This window comes from Pseudomonas sp. JY-Q (assembly GCF_001655295.1).
GTDB classification, from domain to species: domain Bacteria; phylum Pseudomonadota; class Gammaproteobacteria; order Pseudomonadales; family Pseudomonadaceae; genus Aquipseudomonas; species Aquipseudomonas alloputida.
The window spans coordinates 5523844-5549451 of record NZ_CP011525.1; the positions used below are offsets into that span (position 1 = coordinate 5523844).

General features: G+C 63.4%; 29 protein-coding genes and 1 riboswitch. Of the genes, 14 read left to right on the forward strand and 15 right to left on the reverse strand.

The features are described from left to right. Positions 1-68 precede the first annotated feature (68 nt). Positions 69-962 carry an alpha/beta hydrolase gene (locus AA098_RS24770; protein WP_003255375.1) on the forward strand — a complete coding sequence of 298 codons (894 nt, stop codon included), beginning with the start codon at positions 69-71 and terminating at the stop codon, positions 960-962. 21 nt (positions 963-983) lie between these two features. Here AA098_RS24770 and AA098_RS24775 read toward each other — a convergent pair whose 3' ends face one another. Next, positions 984-1964: a zeta toxin family protein gene (locus tag AA098_RS24775; protein ID WP_033726968.1), complete on the reverse strand. Its 981-nt coding sequence runs from the start codon at positions 1962-1964 to the stop codon at positions 984-986. A 149-nt stretch (positions 1965-2113) separates the two neighbouring features. Continuing rightward, positions 2114-2255: riboswitch (FMN riboswitch) on the forward strand. Positions 2256-2335: 80 nt separating this feature from the next. Between AA098_RS24775 and ribB the strand changes: the two genes are divergently transcribed. The 5 genes from ribB to AA098_RS24800 all read left to right on the forward strand — a co-directional run bounded on the left by ribB (position 2336) and on the right by AA098_RS24800 (position 8817). After that, on the forward strand, positions 2336-2986 hold the full coding sequence (ribB, locus tag AA098_RS24780; protein ID WP_003255379.1) for a 3,4-dihydroxy-2-butanone-4-phosphate synthase: 651 nt from the start codon (positions 2336-2338) through the stop codon (positions 2984-2986). 165 nt (positions 2987-3151) lie between these two features. Then, positions 3152-3394: an exodeoxyribonuclease VII small subunit gene (locus tag AA098_RS24785; protein WP_003255380.1), complete on the forward strand. Its 243-nt coding sequence runs from the start codon at positions 3152-3154 to the stop codon at positions 3392-3394. Continuing rightward, positions 3391-4278, forward strand: a complete 888-nt coding sequence (gene ispA, locus AA098_RS24790; RefSeq protein WP_003255382.1) for a (2E,6E)-farnesyl diphosphate synthase — start codon at positions 3391-3393, stop codon at positions 4276-4278. Before AA098_RS24785 ends, ispA begins: the two co-directional genes overlap by 4 nt. A gap of 176 nt (positions 4279-4454) precedes the next feature. After that, positions 4455-6350 carry a 1-deoxy-D-xylulose-5-phosphate synthase gene (gene dxs, locus AA098_RS24795; RefSeq protein WP_003255384.1) on the forward strand — a complete coding sequence of 632 codons (1896 nt, stop codon included), beginning with the start codon at positions 4455-4457 and terminating at the stop codon, positions 6348-6350. A gap of 625 nt (positions 6351-6975) precedes the next feature. Beyond that, a complete protein-coding gene (locus AA098_RS24800) occupies positions 6976-8817 on the forward strand; it encodes a TonB-dependent receptor domain-containing protein (RefSeq protein ID WP_064615076.1) in 1842 nt (613 codons plus the stop codon). On the opposite strand, the gene AA098_RS24805 is transcribed toward AA098_RS24800, so the two are convergent. The 12 genes from AA098_RS24805 to nrdR all read right to left on the reverse strand — a co-directional run bounded on the left by AA098_RS24805 (position 8795) and on the right by nrdR (position 17549). Beyond that, entirely contained in the window at positions 8795-9607 is an 813-nt protein-coding gene (locus AA098_RS24805) for a cobalamin-binding protein (protein WP_064615077.1), read from the reverse strand. The genes AA098_RS24800 and AA098_RS24805 overlap by 23 nt on opposite strands. After that, a complete protein-coding gene (locus tag AA098_RS24810) occupies positions 9607-10026 on the reverse strand; it encodes a hypothetical protein (RefSeq protein ID WP_003255388.1) in 420 nt (139 codons plus the stop codon). Before AA098_RS24810 ends, AA098_RS24805 begins: the two co-directional genes overlap by 1 nt. Then, on the reverse strand, positions 10023-10640 hold the full coding sequence (gene ribA, locus AA098_RS24815; protein WP_003255389.1) for a GTP cyclohydrolase II: 618 nt from the start codon (positions 10638-10640) through the stop codon (positions 10023-10025). The genes AA098_RS24810 and ribA overlap by 4 nt, the downstream gene beginning before the upstream one ends. A 181-nt stretch (positions 10641-10821) precedes the next feature. Beyond that, positions 10822-11565 (reverse strand): ABC transporter substrate-binding protein, encoded by a 744-nt coding sequence (locus tag AA098_RS24820; protein ID WP_003255390.1) that lies wholly within the window; start codon positions 11563-11565, stop codon positions 10822-10824. 16 nt (positions 11566-11581) lie between these two features. After that, positions 11582-12085: a phosphatidylglycerophosphatase A gene (locus AA098_RS24825; protein WP_003255391.1), complete on the reverse strand. Its 504-nt coding sequence runs from the start codon at positions 12083-12085 to the stop codon at positions 11582-11584. Then, complete coding sequence (thiL, locus tag AA098_RS24830; protein WP_003255392.1) at positions 12082-13050, reverse strand: thiamine-phosphate kinase; 969 nt, start codon at positions 13048-13050, stop codon at positions 12082-12084. The genes AA098_RS24825 and thiL overlap by 4 nt, the downstream gene beginning before the upstream one ends. An 18-nt stretch (positions 13051-13068) precedes the next feature. Next, complete coding sequence (gene nusB, locus AA098_RS24835; protein WP_003255393.1) at positions 13069-13569, reverse strand: transcription antitermination factor NusB; 501 nt, start codon at positions 13567-13569, stop codon at positions 13069-13071. Further along, positions 13566-14042, reverse strand: a complete 477-nt coding sequence (ribE, locus tag AA098_RS24840; RefSeq protein ID WP_003255395.1) for a 6,7-dimethyl-8-ribityllumazine synthase — start codon at positions 14040-14042, stop codon at positions 13566-13568. The genes nusB and ribE overlap by 4 nt, the downstream gene beginning before the upstream one ends. Positions 14043-14133: 91 nt before the next feature. Beyond that, a complete protein-coding gene (gene ribBA, locus AA098_RS24845; RefSeq protein ID WP_003255398.1) occupies positions 14134-15225 on the reverse strand; it encodes a bifunctional 3,4-dihydroxy-2-butanone-4-phosphate synthase/GTP cyclohydrolase II in 1092 nt (363 codons plus the stop codon). Between the two features lie 18 nt (positions 15226-15243). Beyond that, positions 15244-15909, reverse strand: a complete 666-nt coding sequence (locus tag AA098_RS24850; protein WP_003255399.1) for a riboflavin synthase — start codon at positions 15907-15909, stop codon at positions 15244-15246. Between the two features lie 42 nt (positions 15910-15951). After that, the gene (ribD, locus tag AA098_RS24855; protein ID WP_064615078.1) at positions 15952-17082 is read right to left on the reverse strand and encodes a bifunctional diaminohydroxyphosphoribosylaminopyrimidine deaminase/5-amino-6-(5-phosphoribosylamino)uracil reductase RibD; all 1131 of its coding nucleotides are present in this window, start codon (positions 17080-17082) and stop codon (positions 15952-15954) included. Between the two features lie 2 nt (positions 17083-17084). Then, positions 17085-17549, reverse strand: a complete 465-nt coding sequence (gene nrdR / locus AA098_RS24860; RefSeq protein ID WP_003255402.1) for a transcriptional regulator NrdR — start codon at positions 17547-17549, stop codon at positions 17085-17087. 106 nt (positions 17550-17655) lie between these two features. Here nrdR and AA098_RS24865 point away from each other — a divergent pair, with 106 nt between their 5' ends. From AA098_RS24865 to trxA, 3 genes are read left to right on the forward strand one after another with little or no spacing between them, the layout of a single operon-like run. Next, the gene (locus AA098_RS24865; protein WP_003255404.1) at positions 17656-18102 is read left to right on the forward strand and encodes a YbaY family lipoprotein; all 447 of its coding nucleotides are present in this window, start codon (positions 17656-17658) and stop codon (positions 18100-18102) included. A gap of 3 nt (positions 18103-18105) precedes the next feature. Next, complete coding sequence (locus AA098_RS24870; protein ID WP_003255405.1) at positions 18106-18762, forward strand: methyltransferase; 657 nt, start codon at positions 18106-18108, stop codon at positions 18760-18762. A gap of 31 nt (positions 18763-18793) precedes the next feature. Continuing rightward, on the forward strand, positions 18794-19666 hold the full coding sequence (gene trxA / locus AA098_RS24875; protein ID WP_004576908.1) for a thioredoxin: 873 nt from the start codon (positions 18794-18796) through the stop codon (positions 19664-19666). A 257-nt stretch (positions 19667-19923) separates the two neighbouring features. On the opposite strand, the gene AA098_RS24880 is transcribed toward trxA, so the two are convergent. After that, complete coding sequence (locus AA098_RS24880; protein WP_003255407.1) at positions 19924-20268, reverse strand: hypothetical protein; 345 nt, start codon at positions 20266-20268, stop codon at positions 19924-19926. 130 nt (positions 20269-20398) lie between these two features. Here AA098_RS24880 and AA098_RS24885 point away from each other — a divergent pair, with 130 nt between their 5' ends. The 5 genes from AA098_RS24885 to AA098_RS24905 all read left to right on the forward strand — a co-directional run bounded on the left by AA098_RS24885 (position 20399) and on the right by AA098_RS24905 (position 24364). Beyond that, positions 20399-20974: a DUF2796 domain-containing protein gene (locus tag AA098_RS24885; RefSeq protein ID WP_004576907.1), complete on the forward strand. Its 576-nt coding sequence runs from the start codon at positions 20399-20401 to the stop codon at positions 20972-20974. After that, positions 20975-21685, forward strand: a complete 711-nt coding sequence (locus AA098_RS24890; protein ID WP_014860917.1) for an ABC transporter ATP-binding protein — start codon at positions 20975-20977, stop codon at positions 21683-21685. It begins immediately after the preceding gene. Then, positions 21685-22950 (forward strand): ABC transporter permease, encoded by a 1266-nt coding sequence (locus AA098_RS24895; protein WP_004576905.1) that lies wholly within the window; start codon positions 21685-21687, stop codon positions 22948-22950. Before AA098_RS24890 ends, AA098_RS24895 begins: the two co-directional genes overlap by 1 nt. A gap of 108 nt (positions 22951-23058) precedes the next feature. Then, the gene (locus tag AA098_RS24900) at positions 23059-23571 is read left to right on the forward strand and encodes a DUF3299 domain-containing protein (protein ID WP_033726071.1); all 513 of its coding nucleotides are present in this window, start codon (positions 23059-23061) and stop codon (positions 23569-23571) included. A 109-nt stretch (positions 23572-23680) separates the two neighbouring features. Further along, the gene (locus AA098_RS24905) at positions 23681-24364 is read left to right on the forward strand and encodes an OmpW family protein (protein ID WP_003255412.1); all 684 of its coding nucleotides are present in this window, start codon (positions 23681-23683) and stop codon (positions 24362-24364) included. Here the strand turns inward: AA098_RS24905 and AA098_RS24910 are convergent. Beyond that, on the reverse strand, positions 24352-25557 hold the full coding sequence (locus AA098_RS24910) for an MFS transporter (protein WP_054889430.1): 1206 nt from the start codon (positions 25555-25557) through the stop codon (positions 24352-24354). The genes AA098_RS24905 and AA098_RS24910 overlap by 13 nt on opposite strands. Positions 25558-25608 lie beyond the last annotated feature (51 nt).

The following is a 25608-nucleotide window of genomic DNA, read 5'->3' on the forward strand; positions in this document are numbered from 1 at the left end:
GATCGGGACTGGTTATCATCTGGGCGCTCAAGCCTTGCGCTCCTTGCAAAGCCCTGACGAGACGCCCGATGAGCAAGAAGACCCTGATGCTGGCCTTGGCACTTGCCCTGGCGGCCCCTCTTGTCCTGGCCCAGCCCGAGCATGACCAGAAGATGGACACGTCGGTGTTACAGCGCCAGGACCTGGCCTATCACTTCAGCCAGCTTGATCTGGACTCGGCCGATGGCCTGCGTCACTACCGCCTGTGGGTTGGCAAGCCGAATCGTCCAGCGCCAGCATCGGGGTACCCGGTGCTGTGGATGCTCGATGGGAATGCTGCACTGGGGACGCTGGATCAGCAGCAACTGGACAGGCTCGCCGCGGGCCAGGCGCCCCTGCTGGTGGCGGTGGGTTACCGGACCGAACTGCGCATCGACAGGGCCGGCCGCACGCTGGACTACACCCCGGCGCTGCCGGAGCAGGTGCAGCAGCGTGATCCGCTGACCGGCCAGCCCAGCGGCGGGGTCGATGCGTTCCTGAAGCTTCTGACCGGGCGCATGCGCACGATGGTGTCGGCTATGGCGCCGATCGATCCGCAACGACAGACGCTGTGGGGGCACTCCTATGGTGGCCTGGCTGTGCTTCACGCACTGTTTACCTGCCCCGGCGAATTCAGCCTTTACGCTGCTGCCAGCCCGTCACTGTGGTGGCGCGATGGTGTGATTGTCCGGGAGGCGCAAGGGCTTCCCTCACGCCTTGGCGAGGCGCGCCCGCACCTGTTGCTGATGCGCGGCGGGCAGGAGCCCGCCAGCCCGCATGGTTCGCCGCACGAGAACGACGAGTTGCCTGCGCGCCAACTGGCGGCAGATCTGGCCGCGATCAAAGGCCTCGACGTGCGCTTTGAGCGCTTCGAGGGTCTGGGGCATGGGCCCATGCTGGGCGCCTCCCTGCGCAGGGTGATCGAAGGCATGTCTGGCCAGTGACCAGCCCTGTGCCTGCCCGGCTCAACGTTGCGCGTACTTGAGCACGTACAGGCACAGCTCGCGGTAGACATCGACAGGCAACTGCGACATCAGCCTCTGAGCCTGGCCGAGGGTTTTGCAATTGAGTTCGGCCATCGCCCGACGGTGTTCCGAACCCAGCAGGCCGGCATGCACCACCTGCGCATACTGAATATAGGAACAGGGGAAATCGGCCTGGGGACTGCGCTGGACCTTGAAGTTGATCTTCAGGTCTGCCCCGCGGAAGAATGCTCTGCCCTGGTAGGTCTGCTGGGGCACGAGGAGCCCTTTTTCAGGACAGGTGCTGTAACAGACCGGCAGGCTGTTCTTTTCCGTCTCCAGGCCACGTCGATAGATCACGATTTCGGAACCCGGTACCTCGATACAGGCGTTTTCGAAAGCATCGATGATGGACCTGCCATTGATTTGCGCCTCTTCGATCTGCGTCAGGCTGACCACACGCTCGATCTCATGATTGCCAACGCTGTTGACCACACGGTCCAGGGTCGACCAGTGGCTGAACTCTTTCTGACACGCTATCAGATGGACCTCGCTCTGATAGCCCTGCCGGGCGGCTTCAGGTGGAAAATCAGCGAAATGAGGGCTGTCGAGCGCGGTCTCCATGATGATGTTGTATTTGTTTTCCATCGCATACGTGCAAATCATGGCCCCCAGTCGCCAGATGAACGACTCGGTATGCTCATAGACATGCAGCACGCCTTTGTCTTCCATCGCCCGATAATGAGGGTGCAGTTCACGAAAATGGGTTTCGTAAAGGCGAACATAATTGTCGTAGCGCCCGCTCTTCAGCAGCGTGTTTTCCAGCAAGTACGTCTTACCCGAGCCTTGTGTACCGGCAATGATGAGCATTTTGGGCTTGAGCACGCCGTCGACGTAGTCGCGCTTCTTGTCGAACAAAGTGTCGACGACCTTTCTGAATGCGAGATGGAGATCGGTATCGGTAAAAGGATAGAGAGAGGACATGACGGTTCGTTTCCTAGGTTTGCCAATGTGACCGTCACGAAGGTAAGCGCTGCGGCAAGTGCAAAGGGGTAGATGGTTACTGCTGCAAGTCTCGTCGAAGGTAGTAGAACCGCGGGTTGCCACTGGGGTGGCCCTGTGCTGTATGCTGGGTCGGTCTTCAGGGCGGGGTGTAAGTCCCCACCGGCGGTAAATCGAAAGATGAGCCCGCGAGCGCCCCGACCATGTCGGGGGTCAGCAGATCTGGTGCAACTCCAGAGCCGACGGTCATAGTCCGGATGAAAGAAGGCGTCATGCAGGGGCCATCCGGGCGCCCTTGCGCGCGCATTTTGTTCGCCCCGAGACGTTCATCGATCATTCACGAGGAGCGTTTCATGTTCACCCAGCACCACACGCAATTTCCCACTGTTTCCGCCGCCATCGCCGCCTTCCAGGCCGGGCGCCCTGTACTGTTGCTCGACGATGACGACCGCGAGGACGAAGCGGACATCATTGCCGCCGCCGAGAACATTACGCTGCAGACCATGGCCATGATGATTCGCGATTGCAGCGGCATTGTCTGCCTGTGCCTGGACGAAGCCACCGTCGACGAACTGCAACTGGCACCCATGGTGCAGAACAACCAGGCCCGCCACGGCACCGGTTTCACCGTCACCATCGAGGCGGCCGAAGGTATCACCACCGGGGTTAGCGCCCAAGACCGCATCACCACCATTGACGCAGCACTGCGTTCCAGCGCCGAACAGCGCCATATCGTCAGCCCGGGGCATGTTTTTCCGCTGCGCGCCCGCAATGGCGGTGTGCTGACCCGCCGTGGGCACACCGAAGGTTCGGTAGACCTGGCGCGCCTGGCCGGCCTGCGCCCGGCAGCGGTCTTGTGCGAGCTGATGAACCCCGATGGCAGCATGGCCCGTGGCGAGCAGGTGGCGGTATATGCACGGCAGTACAATTTGCCGGTGCTGACCATCGAGGAGCTGGCGCGGTACCGTGAGGCGATGCTGGAACGGGAAGCAGAGCCGGCCTGATCCACCGAACCGGGACGCTTTGCGGTCCTTGTGTGAGCGGCCCTTTCGCGACACAGGGCCGCTCCTCCATCGGTCTGCATCAGCCGATGCAGTTGCCGGAAGTTTGCTCCCCCCGCCCCGCTCTGCTAGTGTCGCGCCGTTCTGAATGCCACCGAGACAGTCGCCATGGCCCGCAAAAAAGCCTCCCTCGATTTCGAGCAATCCCTCGCAGACCTGCAAGCACTGGTCGAGCGCCTGGAGAACGGCGAGTTGTCGCTGGAAGAGTCGCTGGCCGCCTTTGAACAAGGCATCGCCCTGACCCGTGACTGCCAGGGCGCCCTGGCCCAGGCCGAACAGAAGGTGCAAATTCTGCTGGAGCGCGACGGTGAACTGGCTGCCCAGCCCTTCGACGCGGAGCCGGAAGCATGATTGGCACCTACCAGGCCAGTTGCCAGGCCCGAGTCGACGCAGCCCTCGAACCGCTGTTCATCGCCCCGAGCAAAGAGCTGGAACGCCTTTACGCCGCCATGCGCTACAGCGTGATGAACGGCGGCAAACGCGTGCGCCCGCTGTTGGCCTATGCGGCCTGCGAAGCCTTGGGCGCCCCGGCCGAACAGGCCAACGGCGCAGCCTGCGCGGTAGAGCTGATCCATGCTTACTCGCTGGTGCATGACGACCTCCCTGCCATGGACGACGACGACCTGCGTCGCGGCCAGCCGACCACCCACAAGGCGTTTGACGAAGCGTGCGCAATCCTCGCGGGCGACGGCTTGCAGAGCCTGGCTTTCAGTGCCCTGCTCGACCCATGCCTGAGCCCTCAGATCGACAGCATTCGCCTGGCCATGGTTCAGGTACTGGCCAAAGCTGCCGGCCCGGCCGGCATGGTTGGCGGCCAGGCGATCGATCTCGGTTCGGTGGGCCAGAAGCTGGACCAGCAGGCGCTGGAGTTCATGCACCGGCACAAGACCGGCGCGCTGATCGAAGCCAGCGTACGCCTCGGCGCCCTGGCCAGTGCCCGTGCCGAACAGGCGCAGCTGGATGCCCTGCAGACTTATGCACAGGCCATTGGCCTTGCATTCCAGGTGCAGGACGACATCCTCGACGTGGAAAGCGACACTGCTACCTTGGGCAAACGCCAAGGTGCAGACATAGCGCGTGACAAACCGACCTACCCGGCCCTGCTGGGCCTGGAAGCCGCCAAAGCCTATGCAATCGAACTGCGCGACCAGGCGCTGGCTGCACTGCAAGGGTTCGGCGAAACGGCCGAACCGCTGCGGGCCTTGGCGCGTTACATCGTCGAACGCCGTAACTAAACAGCTTCACCGATCCCTGTAGGAGCGGGTTACCCGCGAATGCGATCTTGAATTTGCCGACGCATTCGCGGGTAAACCCGCCCCCACAGGGGACCGCGTAACCTGTGGTCGAATGGGCACTTTTCCCACAATGGGGTAAACTGCCGCGTCTTCACACACCTATAACGACTCGCCTGATGCCCACGACGTTTCAAGAGATCCCCCGCGAACGCCCGGTCACGCCGTTGCTCGACCGCGCTGACACGCCTGCCGGCCTGCGCCGGTTGGCCGAAGCCGACCTGGAGACGCTGGCCGACGAACTGCGCCAGGAACTGCTCTACACCGTCGGGCAGACCGGTGGGCACTTTGGTGCCGGTCTGGGCGTGATCGAGCTGACCATCGCCCTGCACTACGTGTTCGACACCCCGGACGACCGGCTGGTGTGGGACGTAGGGCACCAGGCCTACCCGCACAAGATCCTCACCGGGCGTCGTAACCGCATGCTCAGCCTGCGCCAGAAGGACGGCATCGCGGCCTTCCCGCGCCGCAGCGAAAGCGAGTACGACACCTTTGGCGTTGGCCACTCCAGCACCTCGATCAGCGCCGCGCTGGGCATGGCCATTGCTGCCCGTCTGCAGAACAGCGCACGCAAGTCGATCGCGGTGATCGGTGATGGCGCGCTGACCGCCGGCATGGCGTTCGAGGCGTTGAACCACGCCCAGGAAGTCAATGCCGACATGCTGGTGATCCTCAACGACAACGACATGTCGATTTCGCGCAACGTCGGCGGCCTGTCCAACTACCTGGCCAAGATCCTCTCCAGCCGCACCTACGCGAGCATGCGCGAAGGCAGCAAGAAAGTGCTGTCGCGACTGCCAGGCGCCTGGGAAATTGCCCGTCGCACCGAGGAATACGCCAAGGGCATGCTGGTGCCAGGCACACTGTTCGAAGAACTGGGCTGGAACTATATCGGCCCGATCGACGGCCACGACCTGCCCACCATGATCGCCACCCTGCGCAACATGCGTGACCTGAAAGGCCCGCAGTTCCTGCATGTGGTGACCAAGAAGGGCAAAGGCTTCGCCCCTGCCGAGATTGACCCGATCGGCTATCACGCCATTACCAAGCTGGAGCCGGCCGACAAGCCAGCTGCGCCGAAGAAAGCCAGCGGTCCGAAATACTCCGCAGTGTTCGGCCAGTGGCTGTGCGACATGGCCGCCGCCGACAACCGCCTGGTGGGCATTACCCCGGCAATGAAGGAAGGCTCGGACCTGGTCGACTTCAGCGAGCGCTACCCTGAGCGCTACTTCGACGTTGCGATCGCAGAGCAGCATGCCGTGACCCTGGCGGCCGGCATGGCCTGCGAGGGCAGCAAGCCGGTGGTGGCGATCTACTCCACCTTCCTGCAGCGCGCCTACGACCAGCTGATCCACGACGTGGCGGTGCAGAACCTCGACGTGCTGTTCGCCATCGACCGCGCCGGCCTGGTCGGCGAGGACGGCCCGACCCACGCCGGCAGCTACGACCTGTCGTACCTGCGCTGCATCCCGGGCATGCTGGTGATGACCCCCAGCGACGAGAACGAACTGCGCAAGATGCTCAGCACCGGCCACCTGTACAACGGTCCGGCCGCTGTACGGTACCCGCGTGGTACCGGCCCGAATGCGCCGATCAGCGGTGACCTGCAACCACTGGAGATCGGCAAGGGTGTGGTCCGCCGCCAGGGCGAGAAAGTGGCCTTGCTGGTGTTCGGCGTACAACTGGCCGAGGCCATGCAAGTGGCCGAACAGATCAACGCCACGGTGGTCGACATGCGCTTCGTCAAGCCGCTGGACGAGGCGCTGGTGCTGGAGCTGGCAGGCAGCCATGAACTGCTGGTAACCATTGAAGAAAACGCCATCATGGGTGGCGCGGGCGCTGCGGTGGGTGAGTTCCTTGCCAGCCAGGCAGTGCTCAAGCCGCTTCTGCACCTGGGGCTGCCGGATATCTATGTCGAGCATGCCAAGCCTGCGCAAATGCTGGCTGAGTGCGGGCTGGATGCGGCCGGGATCGAGGCTTCGGTGAAGGCCCGCATGGTCAAGCTCGGGCTCTAGGGCGCTTTCGCGGGTGAACCCGCGCCTACGCCGGCCTGCGCCGAATCACCGATGTGTGCCCACTGTAGGAGCGGGTTTACCCGCGAATACGGTAGCGGCGACAACGGTGAACGGCGGGTGAGAATTGGCCAGCAGGCCCGGCCCTTTCGCGGGTGAACCCGCTCCTACGACGGCCTGCGCCCGATCACCGATGTGTGCCCACTGTAGGAGCGGGTTTACCCGCGAATACGGTAGCGGCGACAACGGTGAACGACTGGTGAAAATTGGCCAGCAGGACCGGCCCTTTCGCAGGTGAACCCGCTCCTACGACGGACTGCACCCGATCACCGATGTGTGCCCACTGTAGGAGCGGGTTTACCCGCGAATTCGGTAGCGGCAACAACGGTGAACGACTGGTGAAAATTGGCCTGCAGGCCCGGCCCTTTCGCGGGTGAACCCGCTCCTACGACGGCCTGCGCCCGATCACCGATGTGTGCTCACTGTAGGAGCGGGTTTACCCGCGAATACGGTAGCGCCGGCAACGGTGAACGGCGGGTGGAAATTGGCCAGCAGGGCCGGCCCTTTCGCGGGTAAACCCGCTCCTACGGGGACAGCACAGTGCTGTGGAAACCCTTTGGAACTGCCCATGAAAAAGTTTGCCTGTGCCACGATTCTCTGTACCCCTACATTCCTTCTGGCCGCTGAGCGCGACGACGCCCTCAAACTCCCCGACGTGCTGATCAGCGCCAGCCGCCAGGTCGAATCGCGTACCGCCACCAGCGCTGCCAACACGGTCTTCACCCGCACCGACATCGACCGCCTGCAACCCACCAGCGTTACCGACCTGCTCTCCCGCGTGCCGGGCGTGCAAGTGGCACCTACCGGTGGCCGTGGTAGCCTGCCGGGCATCTTTATCCGTGGCACCAAGGCCGCGCAAAGCCTGGTGCTGGTCGATGGCGTGCGCATCGCCAATGCCACCTCGGGCGACAGCGGCCTGCAGTTTCTGGACATCGACCAGATCGAGCGCATCGAAGTACTGCGCGGCTCGCGCTCAGCGGTGTACGGCAGCGATGCCATTGGCGGGGTGATCCAGATCTTCACCCGACGCAGCAGTGGCCCCGGTCTGCAGCCACGCCTGCGCATGGCCGCCGGCAGCAACCAGACATTCCAACGCAGCCTAGGGCTTTCTGGCGGCAACGACACGACCCGCTTCAACCTTGGCGCCAGCCTGGACGAAACTGCCGGCATCGACTCGACCGGGCCATCCTTCGCCAGCGATGGTGACCACGACGCCTACCGCAACAAGGCGTTGAACCTGAGCCTGAGCCACACCTTCGGTGAGCGCTTCGAGGCCGGCTTGAACCTGCTCAACAGCCGTGGTCGCCGCGAATTCGACGAGCCGCGCGGTGCAAGCCCTCAGGTGCCGTATTCGAACTTCGCTGTCAGCAGCATCGGCAGCTACTTGGATGCCCAGGTCACCGAGCAGTGGAGCACTAGGTTTGAGCTGGCCCACAGCGAAAACCGCGATGAAAGCCGAGACAAGCTCAGCCACTCAAGCTCACCTTTCAATACCTACCGCGACCAAGCAACTTGGCAAAACAACCTAGCCCTGGGTGAACACAACAGCCTGCTGTTGGGTAGCGACTGGTACGAAGACCGTGTCCATGCGAGTGAGGACTTCACGGAAGACAGCCGCTGGAATCATGCGCTGTTCGTCCAGCATCGCTTTCATGGCGAATACCTTTCCACCGAGCTTGGCCTGCGCCACGACAAGAATCAGCAGTTTGGTGGGCAGACCACCTGGAGCGGCAGCCTGACGGTACCGCTCAACGAGGCCAATGATGTGTTGCTGTCGTACAGCGAAGGTTTCCGCGCCCCCACCTTCAACGACCTTTACTTCCCCGGCTACAACAACCCGGAGCTCAAGCCCGAACACTCGAAAAGTTATGAGTTGCAATGGCGCAGCCAACTGAGCAAAAACAGCAAACTGGAGGCCTCGCTATACCGCACCGACCTGCGTGACGCGATCGAATACAGCGAACGACCCGAGAATGTCGGCACCGCGCGCATCGACGGTTTCGAGATAGCCCTGAGCCAAGAATGGAACAGTTGGACGTCTCAACTAGGCCTGGCACTGATCGACCCGCGCAACAGGGAGAATGGCCATACCCTACCTCGCCGGGCACGGCGCACCTTGAGCCTGGACGTGGACCGCCAGTTCGACCGCTTCGCTGTTGGCGCTACCTGGCAGGCAGTCAGCAGCAGTTACAACGATGAAGGCAATAGTGACCCCATTGCAGGCTACGGCATCGTGGGCCTGCGCGGAAGCTGGGTAGCAAGCCGCGAGCTTACGCTCGACCTGAAGCTGGATAACCTGCTGGGGAAGCAGTACAGCCGCGTCCACTACAACCATCAGGGCAACGACTACGGCTATCGCGAAGAAAGACGCACTTGGCTCTTGAGCATCACCTGGACACCGGCGCTTTAGCGTCCAGCAACGCACACAAGCGGGCGGTGGCTTCGATCATCTGTCCGCTGGGGCGCTCCAGCCCTTTGTCCGGCACCACCAGCAGGCGCCCATCAGCCACCGCTCGAATCTGCGGCCAAGCCTTCCAGCTGGCCAGTTGCGCCTCATCAGCTGCCAGGATGACCTGCGGATTACGCTGCAGCACGGACTCCACATTCACCTGTGGCGCCGGCTGGCCAAGGTCGGCGAACACATTGCGCGCCCCGCACACGGCCAGGGCGTCGGTCACGACCTGTCGGCCACCGAGCGTGTACAACGGCCGTTCCCAGACTTGATAAAACACCTGCAAGGGTTCGTCACGCCGATACTGCTGGCGCAGCTGCTGCAGCCGCTCACGCAGGGCTCGTGCGTAGGAATGGCCTTGCTCGGCACGCCCGATACGCCCGGCAATGGCCTCGATCTGCTCGATCAGCTGGCTGATGTCGTGGGGTTCGGCGCTGAAGGTGGCCATACCCAGGCGCTTGAGTTGGTCGCGCTGGGCCGGTGGCACACTGCCTGGCCACAGCAGCAACAGGTCGGGGCGCAGGCTGAGCAGGCGCTCCATGTCCAGTTGCCCTTGGCGCCCGACCGAAGGCAAATGGCGCAGCGCAGCCGGCCGTTCGCCACCGTCGAGCACGCCCACCAGCAGGTCGTCTGCCTGCAGCTCAAGCATGATCTCGCTCATCGAGGGGGCCAGACTGACGACACGCAGCGGTTCTGCAGCCAGTACAGTGCAGGCGAACAACGCCAGCAGGCCAGGTAGCAGTCGCATCAGCCCAGCTGGCGCGGAATGCGATAGAGGTACAGCACTACAACGGTAGACAATGCGAGGAGGATCTGCGGCACTGCCTCCAGACCGACCAGCACCGACAGTGCGGCGACCCAAGCCGGGAAGCAGGCATACAGCATGGCCATGCGCCGCACCCGCGCCAGTTCGATCCAGGCAGCGGCTTCTTCGCCCGTACCGAGCACCTTTGAGGTGGCGATAAGTGCGCGCTTGTAGGCACCGAAGCGCGGCAGGCTGAGGAACATGGTGGCCGCACCGGCGATGAACAGTGGCATGGCCAACACCGGGATCAGTGCATCACCGCCCCCAAAGGCCCAAGCCATGACTGGCAGCGGCACCAGGCCCACCGCCAGGTACTGCCACCAGGCCAGCGCCAGGCGCCGCTTGACCTCGGCGCGAGTCACGCCTGGGGCACCTCGCCCTGGTGTTCGTTGCCCAGCATGTGGCCCAACTTGCCGGCCTTGGTCGCCAGGTAGTAGCGGTTGTGCGGGTTATGCCCGGTGTGCAGCGGCACACGCTCGGCAACCACGATGTTCATGTCGGTCAGGGCTTTGACCTTGCGCGGATTGTTGGTCATCAGGCGCAGCGACTTCACGCCCAGGTGCTCGAGCATCGGCAGGCATATGGCGTAGTCACGCTGGTCGGCAGCGAAGCCCAGGCGTTCGTTGGCTTCGACGGTGTCGGCGCCACCATCCTGCAGCTCGTAGGCGCGGATCTTGTTCAGCAGGCCGATGCCACGGCCTTCCTGACGCAGGTACAACAGCACCCCACGGCCTTCGCGGGCGATGGCCTGCAGCGCGGCTTCCAGCTGCGAGCCGCAGTCGCAGCGCTGGCTGAACAGTGCATCGCCGGTCAGACACTCGGAATGCAGGCGCCCCAGTACCGGCTGGCCGTCCGCGATATCACCCAGGCTGAGCACCACATGCTCACGGCCTGTGGCTTCGTCGAGAAAGCCATGCATGGTGAAGGTCGCGAAGGGCGTCGGGAGTTTAGAGGCGGCAACAAAGACGACGGGCACGTTGTGCTCCTGGAATAAGTAGGAAATTTCTCGTGGGCCGATTGTATCAGCAGGTTGGGGGATGTGGGCTGGCTGTATATGGTGGCTTAAGATCGAAAAGTTCGATACTTATTAAAAAGCCATCGCTCAATCACAAGCCCGCTGCCACAGGGGGCCGCGATGTACCTTGGTGTATTCAGCCTCAGTGCGGGTGACTACCCGCGTTGAACGGATAGGGCTGTTTCCAGTGCTCGAAAATCGGTTTCAGTTCGCCGCTACGCACCAGCTCCTTCATGCGCTTGTCGAACAGGTCGCACAGGGCCTTGGCCTGGTCGTTACGGGCAAAAGCCAGGTACAACGGCAACTCGGCCACGTGGGTACGGCGGAAGCGCTCAGGCTGGGAGGCTTGCCCTAGCACGTAGTCGACCTCGGTCAGTGCGTCGATGTAGTAGTCCACCCGGTCGTGCTCGAGCATCGGCAAAATGCCCTCGCGACGCTGGATTTCGCGGAATTCGTGCACATTGGGCAAGTAGCTGCCGTAATCATAACCACGCACCCAAGCCAACCGGTACTTGCCGATGGTATCCAGGGTAGGCGCAGGTTTGCTGGCCAGCCCCAGGGCATAGATGTGGTCCATGTCGAAGTGCCAGCGCGGGTACAGGTTGTCGTCGTTCTCTTCCTTGTACGAGCCAACCCAGGCATCAGCCTCGCCGCGCTTGACCAGGCCAACCGCCCGGCTGTAGGGCGCGCTCTGGGTAACCACCTCGACGCCGGCCGGCTCGAACACTTTGCGCAGCACATCCCAGGCCACCCCGGTACCGTCGGCATTGGTGTAGTCGAGCCACTCCTCGCTAACCAGATGGATCTGTTTCGGGATGCCCTCGGCAGCTGTTACCCACGGGGCAATACTCAGCAGCATTGCCAGCAGTACAGTCCTTACGGCCATTCACGCACTCCCTGTTTCAGGCAACCGCCCACACCAGAACCTGCATGCCCAGCCAGGCAAACACGCCGGCCAGGATATCGTCGAGCATGATGCCGACGCCCCCGTGCACATGACGATCGATCCAGCGGATCGGCCACGGCTTGAGGATGTCGAAGAAGCGGAACATCAGGAACCCTGCCAACAGCCACTGCCAGCCCTCCGGCACCAGCCAGAGGGTGATCCACATGCCGACAATCTCGTCCCAGACAATGCCTTCATGGTCGTGTACACGCAAGTCATTGGCAACTTTGCCGCACAACCAGAAGCCAAACAGCATGCTCACGCCGAGCAACAGCCAGTATCCCCAGTCGGGCAACATCTGCCAAAGCGGGATAAACGGTATGGCCACCAGCGAGCCCCAGGTACCTGGCGCCTTGGGCAAGGTGCCAGAACCGAAGCCAAAAGCGATGAAGTGCCACGGGTTGCGCCAGACCGAAGGCGGAACGAACTCCGCAGGCACCTGGTTGGGGTGATCGGTCACGGTCTCTCCCTAAAGTGTTGATAGCCCCGCTGGACGGGGGTTATGTCCTGGCCCTGTGCGTCGCGCAAGGTCACGCCTTGCCCTTCGAGCACACGACCGACGGTATGCACTTCGATAAAATCGAAGGCTGCCAAGGGCGCCAGCGCCTCGGGTGGCAAGGTGAAGGCCAGTACGTAATCGTCGCCACCGGTAAGCGCCGCCTGCACGGCGGCTTCACGGCCGAGGAAGGCCTCCAGAGCAGGAGACACTGGCACTTGCGCCAGGTTCACCTCCAACGCGACACCGGATGCCTTGGCAATATGCCCACAGTCGGCGAGCAGCCCGTCGGAGATGTCCAGCGCCGCCGTGGCCCGGCCACGCAGCAGGGCACCGAGGGTGAGCTGCGGCATCGGTGACCAGTAATGGGCCAGCAGCGGCTCGGCCTGCGCGGCAGGCGCCTCGCGCTCGCCCAGCACCAAGGGCAAGGCACCGGCGGCCTTGCCCAGCGAACCGCCGACACACAACAGGTCACCCGGCCTTGCACCGCTGCGGCGCAAGGCCTGGCCAGCCGGCACGCGGCCGAACACGGTGACGGTGATACTCAAGGGGCCGCGCGTCGTGTCACCACCGATCAGGCTCATGCGGCAACGGTGGGCCATGCGACCAAGGCCGTTGGCATAGGCCGCCAGCCAGTCAGGGCCAACGTCAGGGAGGGTCAGTGCGAGGGTAAAGCCGATTGCAGTCGCGCCCATGGCTGCCAAGTCACTGGCCGCCACAGCCAACGATCGCTGGCCAAGCAGCAACGGATCGCAAACAGCAGGAAAGTGCACCCCGGCGACCAGGGTGTCGGTCGACACCGCCAGTTGCTCACCGGGGGGAAGGTCCAGCAGGGCACAGTCGTCGCCGATACCCAGCGCCACGCCCTCGCCGCCCTGCGCACAGGGCGCAGCGGCGAAGTAATGGTTGATCAGCTCGAACTCACCCATGACCAGGCAGCGCCAGGATCAGCGCTTGTTCGCCTTGACTTCTGCTTCACGCAGCGCCGGGGCTAGCTTGTCGAGCACGCCGTTGACGAACTTGTGGCCGTCAGTGGCACCGAAGACCTTGGCCAGCTCCACGCCTTCGTTGATCACGACGCGGTACGGCACGTCGACGCGTTTGATCAGTTCCCAGGTGGACAGACGCAGCACGGCCAGCTCGACCGGGTCGAGCTCTTCCAGTGCGATGGTCATGCAAGGCACCAGCGCTTTGTCGATTTCGCCCTTGATTGCCGGGACCCCATGCAGGATCTCGCGGAAATAGGCACCGTCGACATCGGTGAAATCGTTATCCACCCGGAACTGCGCTTCGATCTCGTTCAGCGAATGCTGGGCCATGTGCCACTGGTAGAGGGCCTGGGTCGCGAGCTTGCGGGCTTCGCGGCGCTTGGCGCTCTTCGAGGGCTTGCCGGCATCCGCAGGTTTTGGATCGCGCGGGTTGAAACGATCGCTTTCGTCGCTAATCACTTGGCCTCCAACTGCGCCAGCAGGCTGACCATTTCCAGTGCGGACAGGGCAGCTTCAGCACCTTTGTTGCCGGCTTTGGTGCCAGAACGCTCGATGGCTTGCTCGATGGAGTCGACGGTCAGTACGCCGAAGGCCACCGGAACACCGAACTCCATGGACACCTGGGCCAGGCCCTTGGTGCACTCGCCCGCCACGTATTCGAAGTGCGGGGTACCGCCACGGATCACGGCGCCCAGGGCGATGATCGCGTCGTAGGCGCCTTGCTGGGCGACCTTCTGTGCCACCAGCGGGATCTCGAATGCACCCGGGGCACGGATGATGGTGATGTCGCTTTCGCTGACACCGTGGCGTACCAGGGCATCAACGGCACCGCTTACCAGGCTTTCGACAACGAAGCTGTTGAAGCGGCCAACCACCAAAGCATAGCGACCTTTGGGGGCGATGAAGGTACCTTCGATGGTCTTCAGGGTCATTCCGATATTCTCATCTTCAAGAGCGAGGCCGCATACAAGCGGCCTCGACAGGGGTCTGGACTCGAGCAGAGGGCGTCAATGCCGCCTCAAGTCACTCGGAGGGCACGTATTCTACAACTTCCAGATCGAATCCGGATATCGCGTTGAACTTCATCGGCGAACTCATCAGGCGCATCTTGCGCACACCGAGGTCGCGCAGGATCTGCGAACCGGCCCCCACGGTGCTGTAGGTAGTCGGTGCCTTGGCCGGTGCATCGCCCGCGCTTTCGCGGATGTGCGCCAGCAGCACGTCGCCGTCCAGCGGGTGCCCCAGCAGCAGCACCACGCCACTGCCGGCTTCGGCCACTGCGGCCATGGCCGCGCGCAGGCTCCAGCGGCCTGGCTGCTTGACCAGCAGCAGGTCACGCAGTGGGTCCATATTGTGTACCCGTACCAAGGTCGGCTCTTCGGCGCAGATCTTGCCCAGGGTCAAGGCCATGTGCACGTCGCCTTCGACCGCGTCACGGTAGGTGACCAGGTTGAACTCACCCAGCTCGCTCTCCACCGATTGCTCGGAAACACGCTGCACGGTGCGCTCGTGGATCATGCGGTAGTGGATCAGGTCGGCAATGGTGCCGATCTTCAGGCCGTGCTCGGCGGCGAACACTTCCAGTTCGGCGCGGCGCGACATGGTGCCGTCGTCGTTCATCACTTCGCAGATCACGCCGCTTGGCTCGAAACCGGCCATGCGCGCCAGGTCACAGGCGGCTTCGGTGTGGCCGGCACGCGCCAGCGTACCGCCTGGCTGGGCCATCAGCGGGAAGATGTGACCAGGGCTGACAATGTCTTCGGCCTTGGCGTCCTTGGCAGCAGCAGCCTGCACAGTGCGGGCGCGGTCGGCGGCGGAAATACCGGTGGTGACGCCCTCGGCGGCCTCGATCGACACGGTGAACTTGGTGCCGAAGCCCGAGCCGTTGCGCGGTGCCATCAACGGCAGCTTCAGCGTTTCGCAACGCTCGCGGGTCATCGGCATGCAGATCAGGCCACGGGCATGCTTGGCCATGAAGTTGATGTGCTCCGGCTGGCAGCATTCGGCCGCCATGATGATGTCGCCTTCGTTCTCGCGGTCTTCGTCATCCATCAGGATGACCATTTTGCCCTGGCGGATGTCTTCGACCAGTTCTTCGATGCTGTTGAGCGCCACGCGGCACCCCCTTCTCAATCAGGATTTCAAGAAGCCATTGGCGGCCAGGAAGCTTTCGGTAATGCCACTGCCCTTGCTCGGTTCGGCGGCCTTGTCACCCAGCAGCAAGCGCTCCAGGTAACGGGCCAGCAGGTCGACCTCAAGGTTTACCCGACGCCCTGCACGGTAATCGGCCATGATGGTTTCGGACAGAGTGTGCGGGACAATGGTCAGCTCGAACTCGGCGCCATTGACCTCATTGACCGTCAGGCTGGTGCCGTCGACGGTGATCGAACCCTTGTGGGCGATGTACTTGGCCAGTTCCTTCGGTGCACGCACGCGGAACTGGATGGCGCGGGCGTTATCGCTGCGCGAAATGATTTCGCCAACCCCGTCGACGTGGCCGCTGACCAGGTGCCCGCCCAGGCGGGTGGTGGGAGTCAGGGCTTTTTCCAGGTTGACCTTGCTGCCGCTCTTGAGGTCGATGAAGGCGGTGCGCTTGAGGGTTTCGACGCTGACATCGGCCCAGAAGCCGTCACCCGGCAGCTCTACGGCCGTGAGGCATACACCGTTGACGGCGATGCTGTCGCCGAGCTTGACGTCCCCTAGGTCGAGCTTGCCGGTTTCTACGTAGACGCGCACGTCACCACCCTTGGGAGTCAGGCTGCGGATGGTGCCGATGGATTCGATGATGCCGGTGAACATGGGGTCTTCCTCAAAAACGGTTTGCGCGGGGCAAGCCCGGCATTATACGCCGGGCGCTAGCAGGGGGATGGCCGTGACCCGCCAGTCATCGCCCACTGCGCGCATTTCGGTAATTTTCAGCCGTGGTGCTTCGCTCATCTTGTCCATCGGCCAGTCCAGCAGTGGCCGGGCCTGAGAGCCGAGGAAGGTGCCAGCGACGAACAGCTGGTACTCGTCGACCAGGCCTTGCCGTGCGAAGGCACCGACCAGGCCGGCACCGGCTTCCAGCAGGATTTCGTTGACGCCGCGGGCAGCCAGGGCGCGAAGCAGCGCCGCCAGGTCGACCTGGCCATTGTCGCCCGGCAAGCTGAGCAATTCGTGGCCGGCAGCGGCATAGCGCGGGTCATCTGCGACAGCAGTCACCACCAGCGCTGGGCCCGCCTGGAAGAACGGCGCCGCCAGTGGCAGGCGCAGGCGGCCATCAACCAGCACCCGCAAGGGTGTGCGGCTGAGTGCCAGGGCGGTTGTTTCGGCATCCAGGCCCAGCTCGGCGCCACGCACGGTCATGCGTGCGTTGTCTGTCAGCACGCTGGCGGCGCTGGTCAGCACCACGCTGGAGCGGGCGCGCAAGCGCTGCACGGCTGAGCGCGCGGCCGGCCCGGTGATCCACTGGCTTTCACCACTGGCCATGGCAGTGCGGCCATCCAGGCTCATGGCCAGCTTGGCGCGAACGAACGGCAGGCCGTGCTCCATGCGCTTGAGGAAGCCTGGGTTGAGGGCGCGGGCCTCGGCTTCGAGCACTCCGCTGGCCACTTCGATTCCGGCTTCGGCCAGGCGCCGCAGGCCCTGCCCCGCCACTTGTGGGTTAGGGTCCTGCATGGCGGCTACGACACGCGCCACGCCGGCCTTGACCAGTGCTTCGGCACACGGTGGCGTACGGCCATGGTGGCTGCATGGTTCCAGGGTGACGTAGGCACAAGCACCGCGGGCAAGTTCACCGGCCTGGCGCAGGGCATGCACTTCGGCATGGGGCTCGCCGGCGCGCACGTGCCAGCCTTCACCGACCACTTCGCCATCGCGCACGATCACGCAGCCTACGCGCGGGTTCGGGTGGGTGGTGTACAGGCCTTTACGCGCCAGCTCCAGCGCGCGGGCCATGTAGTGAGCGTCGAGAATGGCAGCTTGGCTGGGCATGTTCACTCTTTAGCTGGCTCACGGGCCAGGCGGTCGATTTCTTCGCGGAACTCGTCGAGGTCCTGGAAGCGCCGGTACACCGAAGCAAAGCGGATATAGGCCACTTCATCGAGTTTGCGCAACTCGGCCATGACCATTTCACCGACCACCAGCGATTTGACTTCGCGCTCGCCTGTGGCACGCAGCCGGCTCTTGATGTGCGCCAGCGCAGCTTCCAAGCGCTCGACGCTGACCGGACGCTTTTCCAGGGCCCGTTGCATACCAGCGCGCAGCTTTTCTTCGTCGAAGGGCTGGCGCGTGCCGTCCTGCTTGATCAGCCGGGGCAGCACCAGCTCGGCGGTTTCGAAGGTGGTGAAGCGCTCGCCGCAGGCCACGCATTCACGGCGGCGGCGCACCTGCTCGCCCTCGGCGACGAGGCGAGAGTCGATGACCTTGGTGTCGTTGGCACCGCAAAAGGGACAGTGCATGGTGGCAGGCAACAAAAAAAGGGAGGGCCATGGTAGCGCATTGCACTGGCAAGACAAGCCAAAGGGGTTAACATCCATGGGAAATATGCCCGTGAAGGACTCCCCCATGCACTACCGAGCGCTCGTCGTGCTGTGCTGCGCCGCTCTGCTTGCCGCCTGCGGCAGCGACAGGCCAAAGACCGACAACCCAGTGCCCGCGCCAGCCCCTTCGGCCAAGGCCGAAGTACTGGGCCCGCTGCCGGCCTACCAGCGCGAGCTGAGCGGCACCTTGCTGGAAATTCCGGCGGGTGCCGAGGTGGAACTGGCCTTGCTGGTGATCGACGAACGCGACCGCCCGCAGCGCCTGCTGGCCAGCAGTAATCTGACCGGTACCGGCCAGGCACTGCCCTACCACCTGCGCTTCAACCCCGAAGCCTTCCCGCCCGGTGCCCGGGTCGAACTGCGTGGCCGCGCCAGCAACTCCGGCCAGCTGATCATGCACCTGCCCCCGGTGCGCATTACCCAAGCACAAACCCAGGCCACCGGCCCGCTGCGTTTCGAGAAGGCGCCTTAAGTGATGCCGCTGGCTCTGCAACAGGCCCTCAGCGGCCTGATCGGCGAAGCACGCCTGATCGTCAGCGAACTGCCCGACTGTGACCTGAAGCTATGGCTGATCGACGACCAGAACATGGATCGCGCCTTCAGCAGCGAAGAAACCCGGCGCATTCTTGAAGAACCTCCCTATTGGAGCTTCTGCTGGGCCAGCGGACTGGCAATGGCCCGCTACCTGGCCGAACGCCCGGAGTGGGTGGCGGGCAAGCGCGTGCTGGACTTTGGCGCCGGCTCTGGTATCGCCGGCATTGCTGCTGCACGCGCCGGTGCACGGGAAGTGGTGGCCTGCGACCTCGACCCGCTGGCCCTCGATGCCTGCCGTGCGAATGCAGCACTGAACGGGGTGACATTACGCTACAGCAGCGATTTTTTTGCCGAGGAAGACCGCTTCGACCTGATCCTGGTTGCCGATGTGCTATACGACCGCGCCAACCTGCCGCTGCTGGATGCCTTCCTGAGCCGCGGTCGACAGGCCTTGGTGGCCGACTCGCGGGTACGTGACTTTCACCACCCGTTGTACCAGCAATTGGGCGTGCTCGAAGCACTGACCCTGCCGGACCTGGCCGAGCCACACGAATTCCGCCGGGTCAGCCTGTACCACGCCAGCCGCGACACCTTATAGTGGTGCCATACACGAGTTTGCGAGAGTCGCGATGACCCAAGACACGCCTTACATTTTCGACGCCACCGATACCAACTTCCAGCAACTGGTGATCGAGAACTCCTTCCACAAGCCAGTGCTGGTGGACTTCTGGGCCGAGTGGTGCGCGCCGTGCAAGGCGCTGATGCCATTGCTGGCAAAGATTGCCGAGGGTTACCAGGGCGAACTGCTGCTGGCCAAGATCAACTGCGACGTGGAGCAACAGGTGGTTGCCCAGTTCGGCATCCGTAGCCTGCCGACAGTGGTGCTGTTCAAGGACGGTCAGCCGGTGGACGGTTTTGCCGGGGCGCAACCGGAGTCGGCGATCCGCGCCATGCTCGAGCCGCATGTACAAATGCCAGCCGCGCCCACCGCCTCGCCACTGGAGCAGGCAAAGGCGCTGTTTGCCGAAAGCCGTTTTGCCGAAACCGAGGCGCTGTTGCAGGCGCTGCTGGGTGAGGACAACAGCAATGTCGAGGCGCTGATCCTGTATGCCCGCTGCCTGGCCGAGCGTGGCGAGCTGGGCGAAGCGCAAGTGGTGCTGGATGCGGTCAAGACTGACGAACACAAAGCTGCACTGGCCGGTGCCAAGGCCCAGCTGACCTTCCTGCGCCAGGCTGCCAGCCTGCCGGAAGTGGCAGACCTTAAAAGCCGTCTGGCGCAGAACCCGCAAGACGACGAGGCGGCTTATCAGCTGAGCATTCAGCAACTGGCGCGCCAGCAGTATGAGGCGGCGCTGGACGGGCTGCTGAAGCTGTTCCAGCGTAACCGTGGCTACGAGAACGGGCTGCCGCAGAAGGCGCTGTTGCAGGTGTTCGAATTGCTGGGTGGCGATCACCCGCTGGTTGGTGTTTATCGTCGCAAGCTGTCGGCGGCGATGTTCTGAGTGACCTTGAAGCCTGCGCTGGACCAGTGGGAGCGGGCATGCCTGCGAGGAACCAGCGCAGTGGAGGCACCGGCTTTGCCGGTGTTCGCGGGTAAACCCGCTCCTACAGGCGAGCGCGCAGGCTTTTCAGAATTTGAGAGCGGGCATGCCCGCGAAGAAGCCAACGCAGTGGCTGGCACCGGCTCTGCCGGTGTTCGCGGGTAAACCCGCTCCTACAGGCGAGCGCGTAGGCTTGGCTCCAACAGCGAAAACAGCACTCACCCCACCCAGTGATACATCGGCGCATCCACGCCACTTTCTACCTTTACCTCACTGCTGTGCCGCAAGCGCACCAGCAACCGTTTACCCGCCGCCGTACTCCCCGCCAACCCTTCCAGCCGGTCCAGCAATTCCGGCCCGCTCATCTGTCCTGCCAGACGCAACACATCACGCGCCGCAGCCCACTGACCGTCATCTTGGCGCGGCGCGACCACCGCAGCTGTCGCGGCCGCCTGGGCTACCATCGGCACCTCGGTCTGCCGCCCCAGTTGCGCCCACTCTTCAGGCGTCAGCTCGATGGTCAGGTCCACCGGCCAATCACCAATCTGTCCACGAATTCTCATGATGCATTCCTTGAGCCCAAATCAATGCAGCCATGCTACCGCAACATGAAACATGCGCCACACAGGCTGGTGGCACGCCGAGAAGTTGTTATAACATAACCCTACCTTTCAGCCCGCTCCGGAGTCGTCCATGCGTCGCCTGCTGCTCGCCCTGCCCTTCGCTTTGCTGCCACTGGCCGTGGCCCATGCTCACGATGACCATGATCATGACCACACCCACGGCTCCCTCGGCGCCCACGAGCATGGCGTAGCCAAGCTCAACGCGGTGCTCGATGGCAATACCTTGGAACTGGAACTGGACAGCCCGGCAATGAACCTGGTCGGCTTCGAGCATGCCGCCAGCAGCGATGCCGACAAGGCCAAAGTCGCCGCCGTGCGCCAGCAACTTGAACAACCACTGAAGCTGTTCGGCCTTTCCGCCGCCGCAGGCTGCAAGGAAGACCAGCAGGCACTGGAAAGCCCTCTCTTCGGTGACGCCTCCAAGGCCGACGACGAGGGTGACGAGCACGAGCACGGCCATCAGCACAGCGACATCGGCGCCCATTATCAGCTGACTTGCGCCAACCCCGACAAACTGACAGAGCTGGACCTGGCGCCGCTGTTCAAGGCCTTCCCCGCCACCCAGAAAATCAACGTGCAACTGATCGGCCCCAATGGCCAGAAAGGCGTGGAAACCACGCCGGCCAAGGCAGCGGTCGCCTTCTGAATGAACCAGCCGTTGATCGATCTGCATGACCTGATGTTCGCCTGGCCAGGTCACCCGCCGCTGCTGGATATTCCGGCATTACGCCTGGACGCTGGTGAAGCGCTGTTTCTCAAGGGCCCCAGTGGCAGTGGCAAGACGACCTTGCTGGGCCTGCTGGGCGGGGTGAACGTGCCGGTCCAGGGCCGCATCCAGTTGCTCGGTCAGGACCTTGGCAGCCTGAGCCAGGGCGCCCGCGACCGCTTTCGGGTCGATCACACCGGGTATATCTTCCAGCAGTTCAACCTGCTGCCGTTCCTCTCGGTACGTGAAAACGTCGAGCTGCCCTGCCGCTTCTCGCGCAGCCGCAAGGCCCGCGCCGAGCAGCGCCATGGCAGTGTTGACCAGGCGGCCAGCACGCTGCTGACCCACCTGGGCCTGGGCGACCCTGCCATGCTCGCCCGCCGCGCCGACAGCCTGTCGATCGGCCAGCAGCAACGGGTCGCCGCCGCCCGCGCACTGATCGGCCAGCCTGAGCTGGTGATTGCCGACGAACCGACCTCGGCACTGGATGCAGACACCCGCGAAGCGTTCATCCGCCTGCTGTTCGATGAGTGCCGTGCCGCCGGTGCCAGCTTGTTGTTCGTCAGCCACGACCAGAGCCTGGCACCGCTGTTCGACCGCCACCTGTCGCTTGCCGAACTGAACCGCGCCGCCAAGCCCCAGGAGGCCTGATGTACCTGCTCCGCCTTGCCTTGGCCAGCCTGGCCAACCGCCGCTTCACGGCGTTTCTGACCGCCTTTGCCATTGCCCTGTCGGTGTGCCTGCTGCTGGCTGTCGAGCGGGTCCGTACCGAAGCCCGTGCCAGCTTCGCCAGCACCATCAGCGGCACCGACCTGATTGTCGGTGCACGCTCCGGCTCGGTGAACCTGCTGCTGTACTCGGTGTTCCGCATTGGTAACGCGACCAACAACATCCGCTGGGACAGCTTCCAGCACTATGCACAGGACCCACGGGTGAAGTGGGCAATCCCGATCTCGCTGGGCGACTCGCACCGCGGTTACAGAGTGATGGGTACCACCACGGATTACTTCAGCCATTACCAGTACGGCCGCCGCCAGCACCTGGAACTGAGCCAGGGGCGTACGTTCGCCAACGACCCGTTCGAAGTGGTGCTCGGCGCCGAAGTGGCCGAGGCATTGCACTACAAGCTGGGTGACAAGCTGGTGCTGGCCCACGGTGTGGCCGCAATCAGCCTGGTCAAGCACGACGACAAGCCGTTTACCGTGGTCGGCGTACTCAAGCGCACCGGCACACCCGTCGACCGCACCCTGCATATCAGCCTGGGCGGCATGGAAGCGATCCATATCGACTGGCACAACGGCGTACCCGCCCGTGGCGCCGGCCGCATCAGCGCCGAGCAGGCCCGTACCATGGACCTGCAACCAGCCGCCATCACTGCGTTCATGCTTGGCCTTAACAGCAAGATCGCAACCTTCAGTTTGCAGCGAGAGATCAACGAGTACCGCAGCGAGCCGCTGCTGGCGATCCTGCCAGGGGTCGCCCTGCAGGAGCTGTGGAGCCTGATGGGCACTGCAGAACAGGCATTGTTCGTGGTGTCACTGTTCGTGGTGCTGACCGGTTTGATCGGCATGCTCACGGCGATTCTCACCAGCCTCAACGAACGCCGCCGAGAGATGGCGATCTTGCGTTCGGTCGGGGCCCGGCCTTGGCATATTGCGGGGTTGCTGGTGCTGGAAGCACTGTCACTGGCCTCGGTCGGGATCGTGGCCGGGCTTGGCTTGCTATATGCGGGTATCGCCCTGGCGCAGGGGTATGTGCAGGCCAACTACGGTTTGTATCTGCCGCTGGCGCTGCCGAGCATTCATGAGTGGACCTTGCTAGCGATTATCCTTGGCGCAGCGTTGCTGATGGGCAGCGTGCCGGCATGGCGGGCCTATCGGCAGTCGCTGGCCGATGGTTTGACCCTACACCTCTGAGAGCGCGGAATGATCCATTACCTCCTGCGCTTCTTCGCGGGTAAACCCGCTCCTACACCGGGTCGTGTTCCCCTTGTAGGAGCGGGTTCACTCGCGAAGAGGCCAGCACTGCAGATACTACTGAGCCTGCTGATTACCGTAGCGATGCCCTTGTGGGCTTCGGAACCCCGCGAACTCGACTGGCCCGCCCTGATCCCCGAAGGCGCCCCGGTCATCCCGCCGCAACTCACCCCGCTGCACGACATGTCACAGCTCAGCAACGCCCTGTCTGCCGAATCCGCCCCACCCGCGCGCCAACAGGCGCCCGACGCGCCAGTGGTAAAAAGCCTCGACGGCCAACAGGTCAAACTACCCGGCTACATCGTGCCACTGGAGGTCAGCGAAGAAGGCCGCACCACCGAATTCCTGCTGGTCCCTTACTATGGCGCGTGCATCCACGTGCCGCCGCCACCGCCGAACCAGATCGTGCACATTTTCAGCGAGATGGGCGTGCGCGTCGAAGACCTCTACCAGCCCTACTGGATCGAGGGAAAGATGCAGGTTAGAGCTTCCAGCAGCGAGTTGGCCGACGCCGGCTACCAGATGGAAGCCGAGAAAATCTACGCTTATGAGCTGAGATGAGAACTGTTTCGAATTCGTGAAGACGCTTCTTTGAGCTGGGTCAAACTTTCCGTTTAACCAGCTCCGTACCATTGGACCACTCGATTAATAACGTCCTTTGGGAGCTTCCATGAACAAGTCCTTGCTGGGTGCCTCGCTTGTGGCCCTTGCGCTCGCCGCCCCTGCCGCCCACGCCTATCAGGCGGGGGACATGATCCTGCGCGCAGGCGCCATCACCACCGCCCCGAACGAGAGCAGCGGCGACCTCAAGTTCGACGGCAACAAGGTGTCGGGCACCAAGGCGACCCTGGACAGCGATACCCAGTTGGGCCTGACCTTTGCCTACATGCTCACCGACCACATCGGCCTGGAGCTGCTGGCAGCGACCCCGTTCAAGCACACCGTCGCCGTAAAAGGCCTGGGCGGCGGGCTGGACGGCAAGCTGGCAGACATCAAGCAACTGCCACCGACGCTGTCGCTGCAGTACTACCCAATGGAACCGAATTCGCGCTTCCAGCCGTACGCTGGCGTCGGTATCAACTACACCCTGTTCTTTGACGAAGACTTGAGCAGCGCACGCAAGCAACAAGGCTTCAGCAACCTCAAGCTGCAGGATTCGGTAGGTATCGCCGGCCAACTGGGCATGGACTACTTGCTGACCGACAACCTGCTGGTAAACGCCTCGGTCTGGTACGTCGACATCGACACCAAGGCCAGCGTCAACGGCCCGACCGCCCTTGGCTACAGCAAGACCAAGGTCAACGTCGACGTCGACCCATGGGTATACATGGTCGGCCTTGGCTACAAGTTCTGACCTGAACATCGCAGGGCGGCCTCGGCCGCCCTCGCGCGTTGCAGCCATAGCCAATAGCACAGTGCGACGGCACTGATGCCCACGCCAAGCCCACACACGGCAACCCAGCCCCAGTGTGCAAACACCCAGCTCGCCAACACCGCCCCCAAACCGCTGCCCAGCGAATAGCAACACATGTAAGCGCCGATCAATCGGCTAGCCATCGCACCACGTCCGGCCAGCAACAGGCTCTGGTTGGTGACATGCACTGCCTGCACGGCAAAGTCCAGCATCAGCACACCCAGCACGAAGGCCAGCAATGAATGCTCGACGAACGCTGTTGGCAGCCACGACAGCGTCAGCAGGGCCAACGACACCCCGGTCGTACGCTCCCCCCTTCCAAGGTCGGCCAGACGACCGGCATGCGAAGCCGCCAGCGTACCCGCGACACCTGCCAGGCCAAACAGGCCGATCTCGGTATGGCTCAGCGCCAGCGGCGCAGTACTGAGCGGCATGACCATGGCACTCCACAGCACGCTGAATGCGGCGAAGATCAACACACCGAACACGCCGCGCTGGCGCAGCAACCGGTCGTGCCGATACAGGCTGAACTGAGCCATGATCAGCGCCCGGTAACCCGGCCGACTCCTCATCGGCTGCCCGCCGGGCAGACTGCGCCACAGCACCAGCGCCAGCACCATCAACAGCCCTGCGGCGACCAGGTACACACTCCGCCAACCGGCCAGGTCGGCCAGCCCGCCCGAAGCCAGCCGTGCCAGCAGAATACCCAGCACCACACCACTGGTGACAGTGCCTACCGCCTGCCCTTGCTGGCCAGGAGAAGCCAGGCTCGCGGCATGAGCCACCATCACCTGCACCATGACTGCCATCAACCCGGCGATAGCCAGAGCCAGCAGCAATATTGCCCAGTTCGGCGCCATGCCAACGCCGACCAGCGCAAGCGCCGAGAACAGCAACTGGCCAAGCAACAGACGTTTACGGTCGACCAAGTCCCCGAGCGGCACAATCAGTAGCAGCCCCAGGGCGTAACCCCCCTGGGTCGCGCCAACGACCCAGCCAATCTGCTGCTGCGCCACCCCCAACTCAGCAGCCATCGACTCAAGCAGCGGTTGAGCGAAGTACACCGTCGCCACAGCCATCGCACTGGTGGTGGCAAGCAACAGGGTTATCCAGCGTGTCAGCGAAGGTGTCATCGGGCAAAGCCTCTGGAATCTGGTTTCAATTTGAAACTACATGCTGGCTAT